17 protein-coding genes and 1 tRNA gene are annotated in these 17,667 nt (G+C 62.8%); 11 read left to right on the forward strand and 7 right to left on the reverse strand.

Annotated features, from left to right (window positions below):
* On the reverse strand, positions 1-2,088 hold a 2,088-nt coding region (locus tag FJW08_RS16670), incomplete at its 3' end, for an Ig-like domain-containing protein (RefSeq protein WP_181182948.1).
* Between the two features lie 1,589 nt (positions 2,089-3,677).
* Positions 3,678-3,767: transfer RNA gene (locus FJW08_RS16675), tRNA-Ser, on the reverse strand.
* Positions 3,768-4,139: 372 nt separating this feature from the next.
* On the opposite strand from FJW08_RS16675, the gene FJW08_RS16680 reads away from it, so the two are divergent.
* The 4 genes from FJW08_RS16680 to FJW08_RS16695 all read left to right on the forward strand — a co-directional run bounded on the left by FJW08_RS16680 (position 4,140) and on the right by FJW08_RS16695 (position 7,120).
* Positions 4,140-4,859: a DUF2569 domain-containing protein gene (locus tag FJW08_RS16680; RefSeq protein ID WP_224613596.1), complete on the forward strand. Its 720-nt coding sequence runs from the start codon at positions 4,140-4,142 to the stop codon at positions 4,857-4,859.
* A gap of 132 nt (positions 4,860-4,991) precedes the next feature.
* Positions 4,992-5,315: a hypothetical protein gene (locus FJW08_RS16685; RefSeq protein ID WP_140811520.1), complete on the forward strand. Its 324-nt coding sequence runs from the start codon at positions 4,992-4,994 to the stop codon at positions 5,313-5,315.
* A 239-nt stretch (positions 5,316-5,554) separates the two neighbouring features.
* Positions 5,555-6,544, forward strand: a complete 990-nt coding sequence (locus FJW08_RS16690; RefSeq protein WP_140756210.1) for a BMP family ABC transporter substrate-binding protein — start codon at positions 5,555-5,557, stop codon at positions 6,542-6,544.
* 99 nt (positions 6,545-6,643) lie between these two features.
* Positions 6,644-7,120, forward strand: a complete 477-nt coding sequence (locus tag FJW08_RS16695; protein ID WP_140811521.1) for a GNAT family N-acetyltransferase — start codon at positions 6,644-6,646, stop codon at positions 7,118-7,120.
* Here the strand turns inward: FJW08_RS16695 and FJW08_RS16700 are convergent.
* On the reverse strand, positions 7,099-7,497 hold the full coding sequence (locus FJW08_RS16700; protein WP_140811522.1) for a hypothetical protein: 399 nt from the start codon (positions 7,495-7,497) through the stop codon (positions 7,099-7,101). The two genes, FJW08_RS16695 and FJW08_RS16700, sit on opposite strands and share 22 nt — an antisense overlap.
* A gap of 21 nt (positions 7,498-7,518) precedes the next feature.
* On the reverse strand, positions 7,519-7,725 hold the full coding sequence (locus FJW08_RS16705) for a SlyX family protein (protein ID WP_123151274.1): 207 nt from the start codon (positions 7,723-7,725) through the stop codon (positions 7,519-7,521).
* A gap of 217 nt (positions 7,726-7,942) precedes the next feature.
* On the opposite strand from FJW08_RS16705, the gene FJW08_RS16710 reads away from it, so the two are divergent.
* The 6 genes from FJW08_RS16710 to deoA are packed head-to-tail and all read left to right on the forward strand — an operon-like array spanning position 7,943 to position 14,184.
* Positions 7,943-9,475, forward strand: a complete 1,533-nt coding sequence (locus tag FJW08_RS16710) for an ABC transporter ATP-binding protein (RefSeq protein ID WP_140811523.1) — start codon at positions 7,943-7,945, stop codon at positions 9,473-9,475.
* Entirely contained in the window at positions 9,472-10,611 is a 1,140-nt protein-coding gene (locus FJW08_RS16715) for an ABC transporter permease (RefSeq protein ID WP_140811524.1), read from the forward strand. The genes FJW08_RS16710 and FJW08_RS16715 overlap by 4 nt, the downstream gene beginning before the upstream one ends.
* A 1-nt stretch (position 10,612) precedes the next feature.
* Complete coding sequence (locus FJW08_RS16720) at positions 10,613-11,584, forward strand: ABC transporter permease (protein ID WP_140811525.1); 972 nt, start codon at positions 10,613-10,615, stop codon at positions 11,582-11,584.
* Between the two features lie 31 nt (positions 11,585-11,615).
* Complete coding sequence (gene cdd / locus FJW08_RS16725; protein WP_140811527.1) at positions 11,616-12,008, forward strand: cytidine deaminase; 393 nt, start codon at positions 11,616-11,618, stop codon at positions 12,006-12,008.
* Positions 12,009-12,055: 47 nt separating this feature from the next.
* The gene (locus FJW08_RS16730) at positions 12,056-12,865 is read left to right on the forward strand and encodes a purine-nucleoside phosphorylase (RefSeq protein WP_140756222.1); all 810 of its coding nucleotides are present in this window, start codon (positions 12,056-12,058) and stop codon (positions 12,863-12,865) included.
* Complete coding sequence (gene deoA / locus FJW08_RS16735) at positions 12,865-14,184, forward strand: thymidine phosphorylase (protein WP_140811528.1); 1,320 nt, start codon at positions 12,865-12,867, stop codon at positions 14,182-14,184. Before FJW08_RS16730 ends, deoA begins: the two co-directional genes overlap by 1 nt.
* Positions 14,185-14,311: 127 nt before the next feature.
* Here the strand turns inward: deoA and FJW08_RS16740 are convergent, their stop codons facing one another.
* The 3 genes from FJW08_RS16740 to FJW08_RS16750 form a co-directional block, all read right to left on the reverse strand.
* Complete coding sequence (locus FJW08_RS16740) at positions 14,312-14,875, reverse strand: TIGR02281 family clan AA aspartic protease (protein ID WP_140811529.1); 564 nt, start codon at positions 14,873-14,875, stop codon at positions 14,312-14,314.
* A 120-nt stretch (positions 14,876-14,995) separates the two neighbouring features.
* Positions 14,996-15,625: a uracil phosphoribosyltransferase gene (gene upp, locus FJW08_RS16745; RefSeq protein ID WP_015315749.1), complete on the reverse strand. Its 630-nt coding sequence runs from the start codon at positions 15,623-15,625 to the stop codon at positions 14,996-14,998.
* Between the two features lie 145 nt (positions 15,626-15,770).
* Complete coding sequence (locus FJW08_RS16750; protein ID WP_140811530.1) at positions 15,771-16,745, reverse strand: adenosine deaminase; 975 nt, start codon at positions 16,743-16,745, stop codon at positions 15,771-15,773.
* A gap of 134 nt (positions 16,746-16,879) precedes the next feature.
* On the opposite strand from FJW08_RS16750, the gene ubiE reads away from it, so the two are divergent.
* Positions 16,880-17,656, forward strand: a complete 777-nt coding sequence (gene ubiE, locus FJW08_RS16755; protein WP_140811531.1) for a bifunctional demethylmenaquinone methyltransferase/2-methoxy-6-polyprenyl-1,4-benzoquinol methylase UbiE — start codon at positions 16,880-16,882, stop codon at positions 17,654-17,656.
* The last annotated feature ends 11 nt before the right edge of the window (positions 17,657-17,667 follow it).

The raw sequence follows: 17,667 nt of genomic DNA on the forward strand, positions 1-17,667 counted from the left end.
GGTATCGACCGTCGCGCTGATTGCAGCAGTCGTCGTGCTGTTGCCGGCGTTATCCACCGCCTTGGCCGTGAAGCTGTGCCCTCCGTCCGACAGCGCTGCGGTGGTGAACGTCCAGGTATTGCCGTTCACCGTGGCCGCGCCCAGGTCCGTATTGCCGTCGAACACGTGCACCGAGGCCACGCCATTGGTGTCGCTCACCGTGCCTGACAGCGCCAGCGTGTTGTCCTTGGTCAGGCCGCCGCTGCTGATCGTCGTGGTCAGGCCGGTATCGGTCCCAATCGTCGAGCTGATCGTCTCGCCCGGCGCAGTGGTGTCGACCGTCGCGCTGATTGCAGCAGTCGTCGTGCTGTTGCCGGCGTTATCCACCGCCTTGGCCGTGAAGCTGTGCCCTCCGTCCGACAGCGCTGCGGTGGTGAACGTCCAGGTATTGCCGTTCACCGTGGCCGCGCCCAGGTCCGTATTGCCGTCGAACACGTGCACCGAGGCCACGCCATTGGTGTCGCTCACCGTGCCTGACAGCGCCAGCGTGTTGTCCTTGGTCAGGCCGCCGCTGCTGATCGTCGTGGTCAGGCCGGTATCGGTCCCAATCGTCGAGCTGATCGTCTCGCCCGGCGCAGTGGTGTCGACCGTCGCGCTGATTGCAGCAGTCGTCGTGCTGTTGCCGGCGTTATCCACCGCCTTGGCCGTGAAGCTGTGCCCTCCGTCCGACAGCACGGCCGTCGTGAACGTCCAGGTATTGCCGTTCACCGTGGCCGCGCCCAGGTCCGTATTGCCGTCGAACACGTGCACCGAGGCCACGCCATTGGTGTCGCTCACCGTGCCTGACAGCGCCAGCGTGTTGTCCTTGGTCAGACCGCCGCTGCTGATCGTAGTGGTCAGGCCGGTGTTGGTCCCGATCGTCGAACTGATGGTTTCGCTAGGAGGAGTCTCATCGACGGTTACCGAATGGGAATCCGACGCCGCTGTCGAGCTACCAATCTTCACCGTGGCGGCAAGAGTATACGTCCCGTCCGCCAATGAAGCGTGTGCGAGATCGCTTGCCGGAATAACGGCGGACCATGTACCGTTCGCGGCAACCGTGGCTGTGTAGTTATGGCCATTTAGGCTGATGGTAAGCTGTGCGCTCGGCGTGAAGTGCGTGACTGTGCCGGTTACGGTGACCCCGGCAGCTGCATCGGCGGAATTGATCAGCCAGGGGTTTGACTGGCTCGGCTCAATCGGATTGATTTTGACGGTGAATGCGGCTGGGGGGTCTACCCCGAGAAAGTCGTTTGGGGTGAGCGTCGAAACGCCAGCGACGTTCACTTTCAGATCGGCGATGCCATCGCCATTGCTATCAGCATAAACGAACACCCCTCCGCTACCGTCTGTGGTATACCAAACGGCAAAGGCGCCAGCAGCCCCAAGGTTGGTCGTGTTAGCCGGCTGCTGTCCCTTCCAGAAGAATTCCCCCAGCCCAGCATTGGAGGCGGTTTGGCCGCCCTGCGAGCCGACGAACGTATTGTCGTTGAGGAGCTTCCTGAAATCGAGCTTGTCGACGCCTTCGTTGAAATTGTTGATCACATCCCACTGCGACCCGGTACCATTAAAGGAATCCGTTGCAGTGCCGTAACTGAAGACGTTGGTGATCTGGCCGTTCAGTGTTGCTTGAAAGACGTTTTTGCCAATGCTGCTGTTGATATCAAGAGCGGTCAGCAGAGATGTGCCCGACAGGCCGGAACCAGCTAGGCTTGCGTTGCTGGAAAAGGCACTCAGAAAAGTGGATGCGCTGTTCGCGCTGAAGGTGATAGCGGAGGCGCCAGCAAGCGGGTTTCCATAGTTATCGCTTTGCACCAAGTCAAAGTTGTTAAGCGATGTGGCCCACAGTGTGTAGTATTGACCCGTGCTAGCGGATAGAAACGTGAGCGTCAGATTGTTTGTCCAGAATGCGGCATCGATCGTCTGAAGTTGAGTCGCGTTTGTGGCAGCAAATAAGGCAGACGCGATGTCTTGCAGCTGGATAATCTGGGCACCGCCGGTGTTATTAGTTGCGATGGCATCGAGCACATTAAGGTTGTCGACCGTCGCGCCATTGCTTGTCGAGGCCATGACTTGCTTCCTTTCAGCGGCTGCAGAATCCTGATGTCCGTTGACCGCACATTGAGTTTCCATGAGCAGCGGCGACCGGCCGGCCATTTGGCGCCGGAAGCCGTCTCGCAGTTCCACAGCGGAGATCCCCGTCTTCGGCGATCGCGGCGAACTTGCGCGCCTTATCGGCTCGAGAATCAGCCGAGCAGACGCCGCACCTGAGGCTGACGCGCGCTTGCGCGGCCAGACAAACGGCGGAAAAATTCACGCGGTCCTCGAGCGCTGTCGCCATCTGGGGCGCGGCTAGTCGCCGGGCGCCGAGTGCGATCGCACCTTCTTTGGCCCTCAAATTTCTCGGTAACGTGGGAAGATCAGAAACAATGGGATCGATGAACAGGGGTTCAGCTGGCGCGCGAACGCACTGTGAGCCCAACTCCGCCAACTCGCGACCACCCAAACGCAAAAGGCCTGGGGCCTTCCTCCATTGGCTTCGCAGTGGCGACCCTCTCCGACGTACTCCCACCTACCCCTACCCGTTCGCCTCAGCGACCACCCAGCAAGGGAGCTCGGATAGCGGAAGACAGATGCAAACGCTCGGAACAACCACACAAGTAGTTCACCTGGCACGTCAAGCTAGCCGCGCCATCGCCACGTCCGACAATTTCGTCTTACGAACCCCAACTCCCAATTACTCACGCGACCGCCCCTAACGACCGCGCGCCCTTTACATGCGCCATATTACTAAAGGCTAAAATTAGGAATTTGTAAACCATCCAGATTGCATCCCATCTGTTTTTGGTTAATCTTCTAGCCGGCGAAACGGTATTTCTTAAAGAATCAACAGTTTGTCTGATGTGCCTCAAAATGCATGGTCGAACGCTGGGCTTTCGCTGGTTGGTCTAGGCGTGTGGTCCCGAACCACCTCTCGACTGGCTTAGCGCTCTCCCCAACGATGGTAATAGCGATTGCCATCTGATCACCGTTTTAGACTCGCGATCTTCTATCACATCTTGGAAGAACACAGAGCCCCTGGCCCTTTCGGTGTGCCGGCACGACGCGCTGAAAGGGCATCCCGAACGCTCCCGCGAGGGGCGTGAGGGTTGCCTCGGGAAACTCCTCGGCCCGCCCGATGGTCGGGGAGGGGGAAGGGTCGCTTGACGAAGGCGAGCCGTCGGCCGACCATATAAAAAGCCGCGGTCACAGGGCGGGAACCCTCCGCGGCTTTTTCCAAGGTCGTTCAATAAATATGAACATCAGGGGAAAGATTGTAATTTGTAAAGCTCGTCGGGCCTAGCGAGTGATCCGGAGGTCGGGATCGGCCCCGACCGAGCCCGAGGTTAACCCTCAAGCCACAAAAATGTTGACGCCCCAAGAATACACAGGGGCTTTCCCTGGCGTCAGGCGCGGTTTCCCACCTGGGTGGCGGGCTTGGGAACGGAGAAGCTACGGTTCACTCGCTTCCTTTCCCGGAGCGACTGCCGCTCCGAATGGGCATCCCGGCGGATGTCTCATGCCGTCGCATGCTGTCTAAATCAATAGCATCCTGCATGATGGGCTTTTCGGCGGTAAGTTCTGAAATACCCTTTAAGTCGCTGATTTTATTGATGATATGGCGGAGAGAGCGGGATTCGAACCCGCGTTACGGTCTCCCGTAAACACACTTTCCAGGCGTGCGCCTTCAACCACTCGGCCACCTCTCCGTCCTTGCATTTTTCGCGATGGCCGGTTTCGCCGCGCGGGTTGGGGACAATGCAGTCCCTTCAGGGAGGCCGGTACGCGATATCAGCGCCGTGGATGCCGCCAACCAGCGAACACCTTCCCTTCGCACCTGAGCCGTCGAAGCAACAGGCGCGGGGCTCATCTAGTCGATCCCGCGCCGAATGCCAAGCCATAACGGCAGTCTATTCGCTTTGCCGGCCACACACCGCTCCGCCAGGGCGCGCTCGCGCCCGTCTTTCAGGCTGCCGCCCCGAATGATGTGCACAGCCAAGGCCACAAGGCCGGCCGCGCTTGACTTCGCGGCGGGCCACCTGTCGAGTGAAACGGAGGCTTTGCGGGGGCATCGTCCGGACATGACATCAAGCAATGAACAACCGGCCAGTGGGCAGCAGCCAGTCGGGCGCCCAGGCAGCGACCTGTCTTATGTCCCGGTGGGCTGGCTCATCTTCGTCATGGCGTGGTCGGTCTACGGCCTGGCCTCGGCCTGGTGGCTGACCGGCAATTCCGGCCTGCCGGACAGGATCTTCTATTTCCTCCTTGGCGGGCTTGCCGTCGACGTCATCACCATCCTGTGGGGGCTTTACCTGCTCGGCCTTGCCTTTGGCCGCTCGGCGCGCTTCCCGCGCCACTTCATCATCTGGCAGGTGGCGACCATCGTCTGGGTGCTGGCGAGGCTGGCCTATGTGCTGGCCGTGCCCGATTTCGTCTTCTCGGCCAGGAGCTTGCTCATAGCCGGCGCCGAGATCGCCATCGGCCTGCTCTGCATCTATCTGCTGCGCCGCGGCTCCGGCGCCGAAGGCGTCTATTCCAGGCCGTCGACCGAAGCGCCGTCGGTCTTCGTTTCCGTCGTCGCTGCCTTGCTCGGCATCATCCTGGGCGCGGTCATCGGCGCCGTTGGCGGCTTCCTGGCTGGCTCGGTGATCGCCGATGTCGCCGAGGTCAGTTGCTTCGAGGGCGGCTGCGGCTACTTTGCGGCCTTCATCGGACTGGCCGGGCTGGTGGTCGGCGCCATTGCCGGAGGCATTCTTGCCGTCTTGCTCGTTCACCGCCGCGGGCGCAAGCCAGTCGCATAGGGTTCAGAAGGCGCCGCCTTCAAATTCGCGTATCGCGATTGCGGACAAACCGCACGCATTCTATTTCTGGTTTCGGGACATGTGCCGGAGGTCTCCTGGTTAGCGTCCAGGATCAGCCGGGGGAGAGCCTTGATGTTTCGCTTCGTCTTTCGTCTTGCGGCCATGATCGCGCTGTCGGTTTCCGTCATCATGGCGGTGCTCGACACGACGCGCACGGTGGCGGCTTCGGCCCTTGTGCTGACCCCGCTCAACGCGAGCTGGCTGGCCGTCTCGCCGGACACGCGGGCCGCCTTCGAAAGCTTCGTGCGCGCCAAGGCCAGTCCACTGCTGTGGGATGGCGCCATCGCCTGGGTGCTCAACCAGCCGGGCTTTGCCGTCTTCGCGGTGCTGGCTTTCCTGCTTTACGCCATCGGCTACCGGCGGCAGCGGCGCACGGGACAGTTCGCCGCGAACTGACCCGGCGCCATTCCGGCCACCTCCCGACGGCTTGCGCGCAAGGAGCGGATCGCAGCGTGGCTTGCCCGTGGCACGCTTTTCCAAAAGGTCAAAATTCCGCGTGAATTTTGTTTCGGGCCGTGCCAGATTGCCCGGGAGCTGGAGGGGAATACACTCCTGGCTGACGTCGTTTGCCGGCCGGAGAACCGGGCAGGCAGGCGGTGCGTAACGGAAAAAATAACCGACAGGGTGTGGATCACATGAAACGTATCGTTCTCGGCCTCCTGGCCGCAACCGCAATGGTTCTTCCGGCTTTCGCCGCGGATGTCCAGCCGGCCATCCTCTATGATCTGGGCGGCAAGTTCGACAAATCCTTCAACGAGGCTGCCTACCACGGCGCCGAGAAGTTCAAGACCGAGACCGGCACCCCCTATGTCGAGTTCGAAGTGTCGAACGCCTCGCAGCGCGAGCAGGCGCTGCGCCGCTTCGCCGAGGACGGCCACAACCCGATCGTCATGGCCGGCTTTGCCTGGGAGGATGCGCTGAAGAAGATCGCGGCCGAATATCCGGACCTCAACTTCGCGATCATCGACGATGCCGTCGACCTGCCCAACGTCCGCTCGCTGGTGTTCAAGGAGAATGAAGGCTCCTATCTCGTCGGCATCATGGCGGCGATGGCGTCGAAGTCGAAGAAGGTTTCCTTCGTCGGCGGCATGGACATCCCGCTGATCCGCAAGTTCGAATGCGGCTATGTCGGCGGCGCCAAGTCGGCCGGCGCGACCGAAGTCATCCAGAACATGACCGGCGACACGCCGGCCGCCTGGAATGACCCGGCCAAGGGCGGCGAAATCGCCAAGACCCAGATCGACCAGGGCTCCGACGTGGTCTATGCGGCCGCCGGCGGCACCGGCGTTGGTGTGTTGCAGGCGGCGGCGGATGCCGGCAAGCTTGGCATCGGCGTCGATTCCAACCAGAACGGGCTGCAGCCCGGCAAGGTGCTGACCTCGATGCTGAAGCGCGTCGACGTTGCCGTCTACACCGCCTTCATGGATGGCAAGAACGGCACCTTCAAGGGCGGCGTCGAGAATCTCGGCCTCAAGGAAGGCGGCGTCGACTACGCCATGGACGACAACAACAAGGCGCTGGTGACCGACGAAATGAAGGCGGCCGTCGAAAAGGCCAAAGCCGACATCATCGCCGGCAAGATCCAGGTGCACGACTACACCGCTGACAACGCCTGCCCCTATTGATCGGTGGCCATACGGCAATGACTGGAACCGCCGGGCAACGCCCGGCGGTTTTGCTTTTGCCGGATCGGACGAAGCTCGCAAACGACATTGGAGAGAGGGATGCAGCCAACGATCGAACCCATGCGCGAACATGACATTGACCTCGTGGCGAGACTGCGGATTGCCGCCTTCTTCGAGGGCACGGAAAGGACACTGGAAGAGGATGCGGCAGAGCTCCGCAATCTGCGGACCAGCGACGGCTTTGAAACGGCTCTGGTTGCCCGTGTTAACGATGTGCCAGTCGGCACCTGCCTGCTGGTGCGCCATGAACTGGAACCGGCGCATGATGTGACACCATGGCTGGCCGGGCTCGTCGTCGATGCCGGCCATCGAGGCAAGGGAACCGGCACCGCGCTGGTCAAGGCGATCGAAGCGCATGCGGCGTCAGCCGGCGTCGAGATACTCTACCTCTACACATGGCAAGCGCGCGAGTTCTATGGGGCACTCGGCTGGGACGCGGTCGAAGTATGCGAGCAGGACGGCGAAACGATGATGCTGATGTCGCGCCGGCTGGATCACAGTTTCCCCAGGAGATAGCCGAGCGCGAAGACCGCCACCAGCCCGATGGCAATGACAAGTCCACGCCGGCCGCCAAGCGCGTGCACGCCAACGCCATGTGGTGGCCGGGACAGGCTTCGGATCACCGTCGGCGACCTGGCATCGTTGCCGCCCAGGCCGACGCTGCGCATTTGCGGCAATTCGGCGAGGCGTTGCGTAACCAGCGCCCAATGATTGGCGCCCGCTGGTTTTTCGGCGCGGTCGAAAACATGCATGCGTTCGGCGAGCTGCACCACCGCGTCGCGGAAGGCAGGATCGGTTTCGAGATCGCGCTCGGCCCGCTCGCGCTCTGCATCGTTCATCAGGCCGAGCACATAGTCGCCGGCCCTTGCGATGCGGTCGCTTTCACCGGCCATGGCCATGCCCCTCCCTTTTCCTCACCAGTGTGGCGGCTTGGTCACCGGCACATCCGGTGCCGCCTGCTCTTCAAGCGCCAGGAAGCGGTCGGTCAGCGCATCGAGCTTGCGCTGCATGCGTTCGATCACCTTCCACTGCTCGGCGATCTGGCCCGACAGTTCCTCGATGGTCTTCTCCTGCTCGGCGGCGCGGATTTCCAGCGTCGTCAGCCGGTCGGCGGGCATGATCATGCAAAGTCCTCAGTTTTGTACCGCGACACCTTGCGCCGCAACGTCAAATCGACCTCTGCATATTAGCGAATGCGAGAGCTTCGGCCACGTTCGAAATTGACAAGCGCGCGCGGATTTGTCGAGAGTGGACGCTGCTCCGGACAATTGGCACGGGCGGAGCGTCATGCTAGGCGTCTTGACCAAGCGATAAAAAATTAAGAGTGGGACGGGCTGCATGGCGCAAGCCGCAATCGAACTGATCGGCATCAACAAGAGTTTCGGCGCGGTACGCGCCAACCGCGACATCAATCTGGAGATCGCGCGCGGCACCATCCACGGCATCGTCGGCGAGAATGGCGCCGGCAAGTCGACTCTGATGTCGATCCTCTACGGTTTCTACCAGGCCGACAGCGGCGAGATCCGTGTCGGCAGCCAGCCGGCGTCGATCAAGACACCCAACGACGCGATCGCGCTCGGTATCGGCATGGTGCACCAGCATTTCATGCTGGTCGACAATTTCTCGGTGCTGGAGAACATCATCCTCGGCGCCGAAACCGACGCGCTTCTGAAGAGCAGCATCGCCAAGGCGCGCTCCGAGCTTGACCGGCTGGAACGCGAATACGGGCTGGAAGTCGATCCCGATGCGATCATCGAGGAACTGCCGGTCGGCCTGCAGCAGCGCGTCGAAATCCTGAAGGCGCTCTATCGCGGCGCCGAAATCCTGATCCTCGACGAGCCGACGGGCGTTTTGACGCCGGCCGAGGCCGACCACCTGTTCCGCATCCTCAGGCAGTTGAAGGAACAGGGAAAGACGGTGGTGCTGATCACCCATAAGCTGCGCGAGATCATGGCCATCACGGACACCGTGTCGGTGATGCGTCAGGGCACGATGGTGGCAACCCGGGAGACCAGGAAAACCACCGTCGAGGAGCTGGCGGAACTGATGGTCGGGCGCCGTGTGCTGCTGAGGGTCGAAAAGGGCGAGGCCGAAGCCGGCGCCGTCAAACTCGCGGTCAAGAACCTGACGGTCAGGGATTCCCGCGGCGTCACCATGGTCGACGACGTCTCCTTCGATTTGCGGGCCGGCGAGATCGTCGGCATCGCCGGCGTCGCCGGCAACGGGCAATCCGAATTGCTCGAGGCGATTTCCGGCATCAGGCATGCCGTTTCCGGTTCCGTGATGCTCGAGGGCAAGCCGATCGATCTCACCGGCAAGGCCGATCCCGGCGAATTGCGCGACCGCGGCCTCGCCCATGTGCCGGAAGATCGCCACCATGTCGGGCTGGTGCTGGCCTTCGAGGAAAACGAGAATTCCATCCTCGGTTACCACGACGATCCCCGCTATCTCAAAGGGCCGTTCCTCAACGTCGACGCCATCATGGCCGATGCCAGGGACAAGATCGAGAAATACGACATCCGTCCCGGCAATCCGCGCCTGAAGACCGCCAATTTTTCCGGCGGCAACCAGCAGAAGATCGTGCTCGCGCGCGAAATCGAACAGGATCCCGGCGTGCTCATCGTCGGCCAGCCGACGCGCGGTGTCGATGTCGGCGCCATCGAATTCATCCACAAGCGCCTGATCGCCATGCGCGACCAGGGCAAGGCGGTGCTGGTGGTCTCGGTCGAACTCGACGAGATCCGCTCGCTCTCCGACCGCATCCTGGTGATGTTTGCCGGCCGCATCGTCGGCGAGCGCGGCCCCGACGCGACCGAAGGCGAGCTTGGCCTGCTAATGGCTGGTGTCGAGCATCAGGAGGCAGCGCAATGAGCACGCCTTACGCCAAATTGCCGGCCTGGGCCGACTACGGGCTGATCCCGCTGATCAACCTGTCGGTAGCCTTCATCGTCGCTGGCTTCGTCGTCATGCTGGTCGGCGAAAACCCGTTCCGCGCCGCCGTCATCCTGGTCGAAGGCGCCTTCGGCAAGGGAACAGGCATCGCCTTCACCCTGTTCTATGCCACGACCTTCATATTCACCGGGCTTTCGGTGGCGGTGGCGGCGCATTGCGGCCTGTTCAACATCGGCACCGAGGGACAGGCCTACATCGCCGGCCTCGGCATCGCCATCGTCTGTCTTTCCTTCGACAGCACGCTGCCCTGGTGGCTGACATTTCCGCTGGCCATCGTCGCCTCGGCGCTTGTGGGCGCGTTGTGGGCGTTGATCCCCGCCTACCTCCAGGCCAGGCGCGGCTCGCACATCGTCATCACGACGATCATGTTCAACTTCATCGCCGCATCGATCATGGTCTACCTGCTGGTCGGTCCGCTGAAGCCGGCCGGGTCGCAGGCGCCGCAGACGCGCAACTTCCTCGCCGGCGCCGAACTGCCGAAGCTCAACTGGATCATCGAACTGTTCGGCGCCAAGATCCGCTCGGCCCCGCTCAACATCTGCTTCCTGCTGGCGCTGGTGATGGCCTTCCTGGTCTGGCTGCTGATCTGGCGCACAAGGCTCGGCTACGAGATGCGCACCTATGGCCACAGCCCGAAGGCGGCCCGCTATGCCGGCATTTCGGAAACCCGCATCATCATCACCGCCATGATGATTTCGGGCGCGCTGGCCGGCATGATGGCGCTCAATCCGGTGATGGGCGACCAGCACAACGTCGCGATCGACTTCGTTTCGGGCGCCGGTTTCGTCGGCATCGCCGTGGCGCTGATGGGCCGCCTGCATCCGGTCGGGATCGTGCTGGCGGCAATCCTGTTCGGCATGCTCTACCAGGGCGGCGCCGAACTCGCCTTCGAGATGCCGGCGATCAGCCGCGACATGATCGTCATCATTCAAGGGTTGGTCATCCTCTTCGCCGGCGCGCTGGAGCACATGTTCAGGCCCTATATCCAGGCTCTGTTCGCTTCGTTCAGCCCGAAATCGGTAGGCATGCAAGCGGTCAACGGAAAGGGCGCTTGAGATGGATATCTTCAACGCAATCATCCAGGTGCTGGACTCGACCATCCGCCTGTCGGTGCCGCTGCTGCTTGCCTGCCTCGCCGGCCTCTATTCGGAGCGGGCCGGCATTTTCGACATCGGCCTCGAAGGCAAGATGCTGGTCGGCGCCTTCGCGGGTGCCGCCGCGGCTTCCGTGTTCCATTCGGCGGTTCTCGGCCTCGGCATGGCGATCCTGATCTCTGTCGCCTTCGCGTTGGTGCACGGCTTTGCCTCGATCACCCATCGCGGCAACCAGATCGTTTCGGGCGTGGCGATCAACTTCGTCGCCGCCGGATCGACCATCATCCTCGGCCAAGCCTGGTTCCAGCAGGGTGGCCGCACGCCGGCGCTGCAACCGGGCGAGCGGTTCGAGGCGATCATCTGGCCCGGCGCCGACGCGGCCAGGGACGTGCCGATCATCGGCCCGATCTATGCCGAACTGATCTCCGGCCATTCGATCCTCGTCTATTTCGCCTTTGCGATGGTGCCGTTCACCTGGTGGGTGCTGTTTCGCACGCGCTTCGGTCTCAGGCTGCGCGCGGTCGGCGAAAACCCGGCCGCGGTCGACACCGCCGGCATCTCGGTCGCCTGGCTACGCTACCGGGCGCTGATCTGCACCGGCATCCTCACCGGCGTCGCCGGGGCGTATCTGTCGATGGTGCAGAATGGCGGTTTCGTGAAGGACATGACGGCGGGCAAGGGCTACATCGCACTGGCCGCGCTGATCTTCGCCAAGTGGAAGCCGGTCAACGCCATGTTCGCCTGCCTGCTGTTCGGCTTCCTCGACGCGGCGTCCATCCGCCTGCAGGGGACACCGCTGCCCATTGTCGGCAAGGTGTCGGTGCAGTTCATGCAGGCCCTGCCCTATATCCTCACCGTCGTCCTGCTCGCTGGCTTCATCGGCAAGGCCATCCCGCCGCGCGCCGGCGGCGTGCCTTATGTCAAGGAACGCTAAGGGTCGAGAGCACATCGGAGAGAATAACTGAATGTCGCATGATCTGTTCGAAGCGGCCAAGGCCGCCATGGCCAAGGCCTATGCGCCCTACTCGAATTTCCCGGTGGGTGCCGCTTTGCGCACCGAGGATGGACGCATCTTCACCGGCGCCAACATCGAGGTCGCCTCTTATCCGGAAGGCTGGTGCGCCGAGACCACCGCGCTTGGCCACTACATCATGGCTGGCGGCGGCAAGATCGTGGAAATCGCCGTCCTTGCCGAACGCATGGCCAAATGCTCGCCTTGTGGTGGCTGCCGCCAGCGGCTGGCCGAATTCTGCCGTCCGGAAACCAAACTCTATCTCTGCGACTCCTCGGGCGTCGCCGAGACCGTGACCATGGGCGACATGCTGCCCTATGGTTTTCGCGGTGACCTTCTCAAATGAAAAGCTGGCTCAAATGAAAAGCTGGCTCAAATGAAGCGTAGGCCGAGATGACGGAAAAGGCGCTGGACCATCTTATCGAAAGGCTGGACGGCCTGGCGCCGTCGACCGCGCTGGTGCTGGGTTCGGGCTTGGGAGGCCTAGTCGACCGGATCGAGAATCCGATCCGCGTCTCCTATGCCGACCTGCCCGGCTTTCCCATGAGCGGCGTCAGCGGCCATGCCGGCGAAGTGGTGGCCGGGCTGTTTGCCGGCGTTCCGGTGCTGATGCTGTCCGGCCGCGCCCACTACTACGAGCATGGTAACGCCGCGGCGATGCGTCCGGTGCTCGAAGTGCTTGCCGGCATCGGCATCACGAAACTGATCCTCACCAACGCAGCCGGCTCGGTCGATCCGGATATGCCGCCGGGCTCGGTGATGCTGCTCACCGACCACATCAACTTCTCCGGCACCAATCCGCTGATCGGCGAGCCGAGCGACCGCCGTTTCGTCGGCCTCACCGAAGCTTATGATGCCGGCATCCGCGACGCGATCGAACGCGCGGCCAAGGCGACCGGCACAGCGCTGCACAAGGGCGTCTATATGTGGTTCTCGGGCCCCTGCTTCGAGACCCCGGCCGAAATCCGCATGGCGCGCGTCATGGGCGCCAACGCCGTCGGCATGTCGACCGTGCCGGAAGTCATTCTCGCCCGTTTCCTCGGCCTGCGCGTCGCCGCCTGCTCGGTCATCACCAACCTGGCCGCCGGCATGACCGGAGCCGAGCTTTCGCACCAGGAAACCAAGGACATGGCGCCGGTTGGCGGATCGCGGCTGGCAACAGTGCTGCAGCGCGTGTTTCGTGACGGGCTGCTGGAGAGCTGATGCTTCCACAGGAAATCATCCGCCACAAGCGCGACGGCCATAGGCTGGCGTCTCACGAGATCGCCGCCTTCATCGACGGCGTGACGTCGGGCGCCGTGACCGACGGCCAGGTCGCGGCCTTCGCCATGGCGGTGTTCTTCAACAGCATGAACCGCGATGAGGCCGTCGCGATGACGCTTGCCATGCGCGATTCCGGCGACGTGCTCGACTGGTCGGATTTGCCGGGCCCCGTCACAGACAAGCATTCGACGGGCGGTGTCGGCGACAATGTCTCGCTGATGCTGGCGCCGATCGTCGCCGCCTGCGGTGCCTATGTGCCGATGATCTCGGGCCGAGGTCTCGGCCATACCGGCGGCACGCTGGACAAGATGGACTCCATTCCCGGCTACACCAGCCAGCCCGACATCGCGCTGTTCCGCAAGGCGGTGCTGGAAACAGGCTGCGCCATCATCGGCCAGACCGCCGATCTGGCACCTGCCGATCGCCGGCTCTACGCCATCCGCGACGTCACCGGAACCGTGGAATCGGTGCCGCTGATCACCGCATCGATCCTGTCGAAGAAGCTCGCGGCAGGCCTGCAATCGCTGGTGCTCGACGTCAAGGTCGGCAATGGCGCCTTCATGGAGAAATCCCGTGATGCGACCGCGCTCGCCAACAGCCTGGTCGAGGTCGCCGGCGGCGCCGGACTGAAGGTCTCGGCGCTGATCACCGGCATGAACGAACCGCTGGCCTCGGCCGCCGGCAATGCGGTCGAGGTGCGCAATGCCGTCGATTTCCTGACCGGCCGCTTGCGCGACCGGCGGCTGGAGGATGTGACGCTGGCGCTTGCCGCTGAAATGCTACAGTCGGCGGGGCTGGTATCGTCCAACCAGGACGGCATGCGCCGCGCCACCGAGACGCTTGCCAGCGGCCGCGCCGCCGCCACGTTCGCGCGCATGGTGACCGTGCTTGGCGGCCCTGCGGATTTCATCGAAAAGCCGGAAAAATACTTGCCCGAGGCGGCAACGGAATTCGCGGTCAAGGCGGCGACGGACGGCTTCGTTACCGGCATAGCCACCCGCGACATCGGCCTCGCGGTGGTCGGGCTGGGCGGCGGGCGCGCACGGCCCGACGACAAGGTCGACCCCGCGGTCGGCATCACCAGACTGCTGCCAATAGGTGCGGAAGTAAACGCCGGAGATGCGCTGGCGCTGATCCACGCCCGCTTACAATCCGATGCCGAGGCGGCCGCCGCGACCGTGCTTTCAGCCTATGCGATCGGTGCTTCGAAGCCTGCCGCCGACAAGTCGGTCATCAGGCGGATTCTGCCGCGCGGCTGAGCAATTCGAGGAAAAGTGTGTAACGGTTTTCCCGGGAAAAGCGCGAAGCGCTTTCCTAGAATTGCGTAAAAACAAAGAGTTAGAGCGGTCAGCGTTTCCGTCAAACGCTGACCGCTCTCGCGGCACCCTACTGGACCAGCAACAATGTGCCGTTCTCGGCCTGGTATTTGCCGAGCCGACTGAGGAAGCTCATGCCGATCAGGTTGGTGCTCAGTGCCTTGTCGTCGAGCACGATCGCCTGCACACCGTCGACGCTGATGCTGCCGATCTGCAGGCGGTCGATCGTCACCACGGCTGCCTTGATGGTGCCGTTGGCGGTGTTGACCTCGTGGCTGAAATCGGCGGGATTGAGCGACAGCCCGATCCGGCGCGCCGTCGACGTATTGACCGCCACCAGCGTCGCGCCGGTGTCGATCATGCCGTCGACCTGACGGCCATTGAGCTTGAAGGTGGACGAGAAGTGCCCACGCCCGTCCGCCGCGACCACGACCTTGCGGCCGGACGGCAGCGGCGCCACCGGCTTCTCGGGAACGGAGGCCAGGCTGACCTCGGGTTGCGTCTCGGCCCCGGTCTTGGTTGTCACCGCCGATTTCAGCAGGTTTTCGAATATTCGCGGATTCGACTGGTAGACAACCGGGATCGATGCCGACGCACCGGCAAAGACGCTGAGGATAAGAAGCTTGCGCAGCATGGATCGGCCTTTGTGATGGCCGATCCTTTAGCCCCGTATGGTGTTCGCCGCTTTAATGCGCGCCGAAACCGCGTCTTTGCGTAAACATTTGGTAAATCACACCAAGCACTTCGCCTGATGTTACTTCGTCCCGTACATGCGATCGCCGGCGTCGCCAAGGCCGGGCATGATGTAGCCCTTCTCATTGAGCTGGCGGTCGATGGATGCGGTGAAGACCGGAACATCCGGATGCGCCTTGGTGAAGCGCTCGATACCTTCGGGCGCTGCCAGCAGGCACAGGAAGCGGATATTGGTGGCGCCGCGCTCTTTCAACTTGTCGATCGCCGCGATCGCCGAATTGGCGGTCGCCAGCATCGGGTCGACGACGATGACCAGCCGGTCGGCGAGGTCGCTCGGCGCCTTGAAGAAATACTCGACAGCCTCCAGCGTTTCGTGATCGCGGTAGAGGCCGACATGGGCCACGCGGGCCGCCGGCACCAGGTCGAGCAAGCCTTCGAGCAAGCCGTTGCCGGCGCGCAGCACCGAGGCGAAGACCAGCTTCTTGCCCTCCAGCGTCGGAGCCTCCATCGTCTCCATAGGCGTTTCGATCGTTGTCGTCGTCAGCTCGAGATTGCGGGTCACCTCATAGCCGAGCAGCAGCGAAATCTCGCGCAGCAGGCGCCGGAAGCCGGCCGTCGAGGTCTCCTTCTTGCGCATGATGGTCAGCTTGTGCTGGACAAGCGGATGGTCGACGACGGTGACGCCCTTCATGATGTTCTCCTGATGCATGTCGCCCGAAACCGCGCGGACGACCTTCGGATGTGTCGCGCTTCAAGCTGCTTGGGCGAACCCTAGCGATATTGGACCGGCCAAGGAACCGCTTGGCCCGCACGGACCACAGCTTTGTCGGAAGAAATCAGCGAGCGGCGCTGTTCAGCCGGGCAAGAAGCGCCGCTTTGGTCTTGCGGTCGACGAAAGCCGCCTCGATAGCCGTCCTGGTGACCGCGGCGAGCGCTTTCTCGCTCATCGCGAAATGCTCCGCCGCAATGTCGTATTCCCGCTTCAGCGAGGTCCAGAAATAAGGCGGGTCGTCGGAGTTGAGTGTCACTTTGCAGCCGGCCGCCTGCAGGGCCGGAAACGGATGATCGGCGAAACTGTCGAACACCTTGAGCGCGATGTTGGAACCGGGGCAGCACTCCAGCACGACGCCCTCGTCGGCGATGCGCCGGACAAGGTCGGGATTCTCGATGGCACGCACGCCATGGCCGATGCGCGACGGGCGGATATGGTCGAGTGCCGCCTGGACAGTCTGCCAGCCCGTCAGTTCGCCGGCATGGACGGTGATGCCGAGCCCGGCCTCGCGCGCGATCTCGAAAGCCCTGACATAGTCTTCCATGTCGCCCATGCGCTCGTCGCCGGCAAGGCCGAAGCCGGTGACCAGCGGATGGCCGCAACGCGCCGCGAAGCGTGCCATCCGTTCGATCGATTCGACGCCGAGATGGCGCACGCCGGTGACGATCATGCGTCCCTCGATGCCGGTCTTGGCCTTGGCGCGCAGCATGCCTTCGCCGAGCGCGTCGGTGTAAGCCTTGGGTGACAGCCCGGCTTTCGTCGCGTGATCCGGCGAGGTGAACACCTCGGAGTAGATTGCCCCGTCGCGCGCCAGGCTGGTCAGATAATGGTCGGCCAGCCGCGCATAATCCTCCTCGGTCCGGAACAGGTCGGCGGAAAAGTCGTAAGCCGCGAGAAAGGAGGTGAAATCGTCCCAGACGAAGGACCCGTTCTGGATGTAGGGCGAGGTATCCTTGCCGTATTTCTGCGCCTGGCGGATGACGAGATCGGGCGCCGCTGCCCCTTCGATATGGCAGTGCAGTTCCGCTTTCAGAGGCATTCAAACATCCCGTCGGTCAGCCCAGGTCTCGAAAACCCACCACCTGGAAGCGCGGCTGAACACCGCGCCTTAAACAATAGCGCCCGCACCATCGATCGGCTATGGTCCCGCCGGTTTTATGACGGATCAAAAAAATGTCAGTTGAGAGAACCACGGCCGCCGGCGGCATGGAAACCTCCTATGGTTTCAAGCGTGTAGGGGAAGGCCAGAAGCAATCCCTGGTCAACGATGTTTTCCACAAGGTCGCCAATCGCTACGACCTGATGAACGACCTGATGTCTGGCGGCCTGCACCGGCTGTGGAAGGATGCCATGGTCGCCTGGCTCAATCCGCCAAAGCGGGCAGGCTGGCGTGTGCTCGATGTTGCCGGTGGCACCGGCGACATCGCCTTCCGCATCGTCGCTGCCAGCCATGGCCATGCCCATGCCACCGTGCTCGACATCAACGGCTCGATGCTCGCCGTCGGCCGCGACCGGGCTGAAAAGAAGGGCCTTTCCGGCAACACCGATTTCGTCGAGGCCAACGCCGAGGAACTGCCTTTCGCTGACGCCAGCTTCGACGCCTACACCATCGCGTTCGGCATTCGCAACGTCCCGCATATCGACGTGGCCCTGGGCGAGGCGTTCCGCGTGCTGAAACCCGGCGGCCGCTTTCTGTGCCTGGAGTTTTCCGAGGTCGAGATGCCGTTGCTCGACAAGGTCTACGAAGCCTGGTCGTTCAATGCCATTCCCAGGATCGGCAAGTTGGTCACGGGCGACGGCGAGCCCTATTCCTATCTGGTCGAATCGATCGCGAAATTCCCCAATCAGCAAAACTTCGCGGCGATGATTTCCCGCGCCGGCTTCGACCGCGTCTCCTTCCGCAACTATTCAGGCGGCATAGCGGCCCTGCATTCGGGCTGGAAGCTTTGACGCCGTCGCCC

Origin of the sequence: Mesorhizobium sp. B3-2-1 (assembly GCF_006439515.1) — a bacterium.
GTDB lineage: Bacteria > Pseudomonadota > Alphaproteobacteria > Rhizobiales > Rhizobiaceae > Mesorhizobium.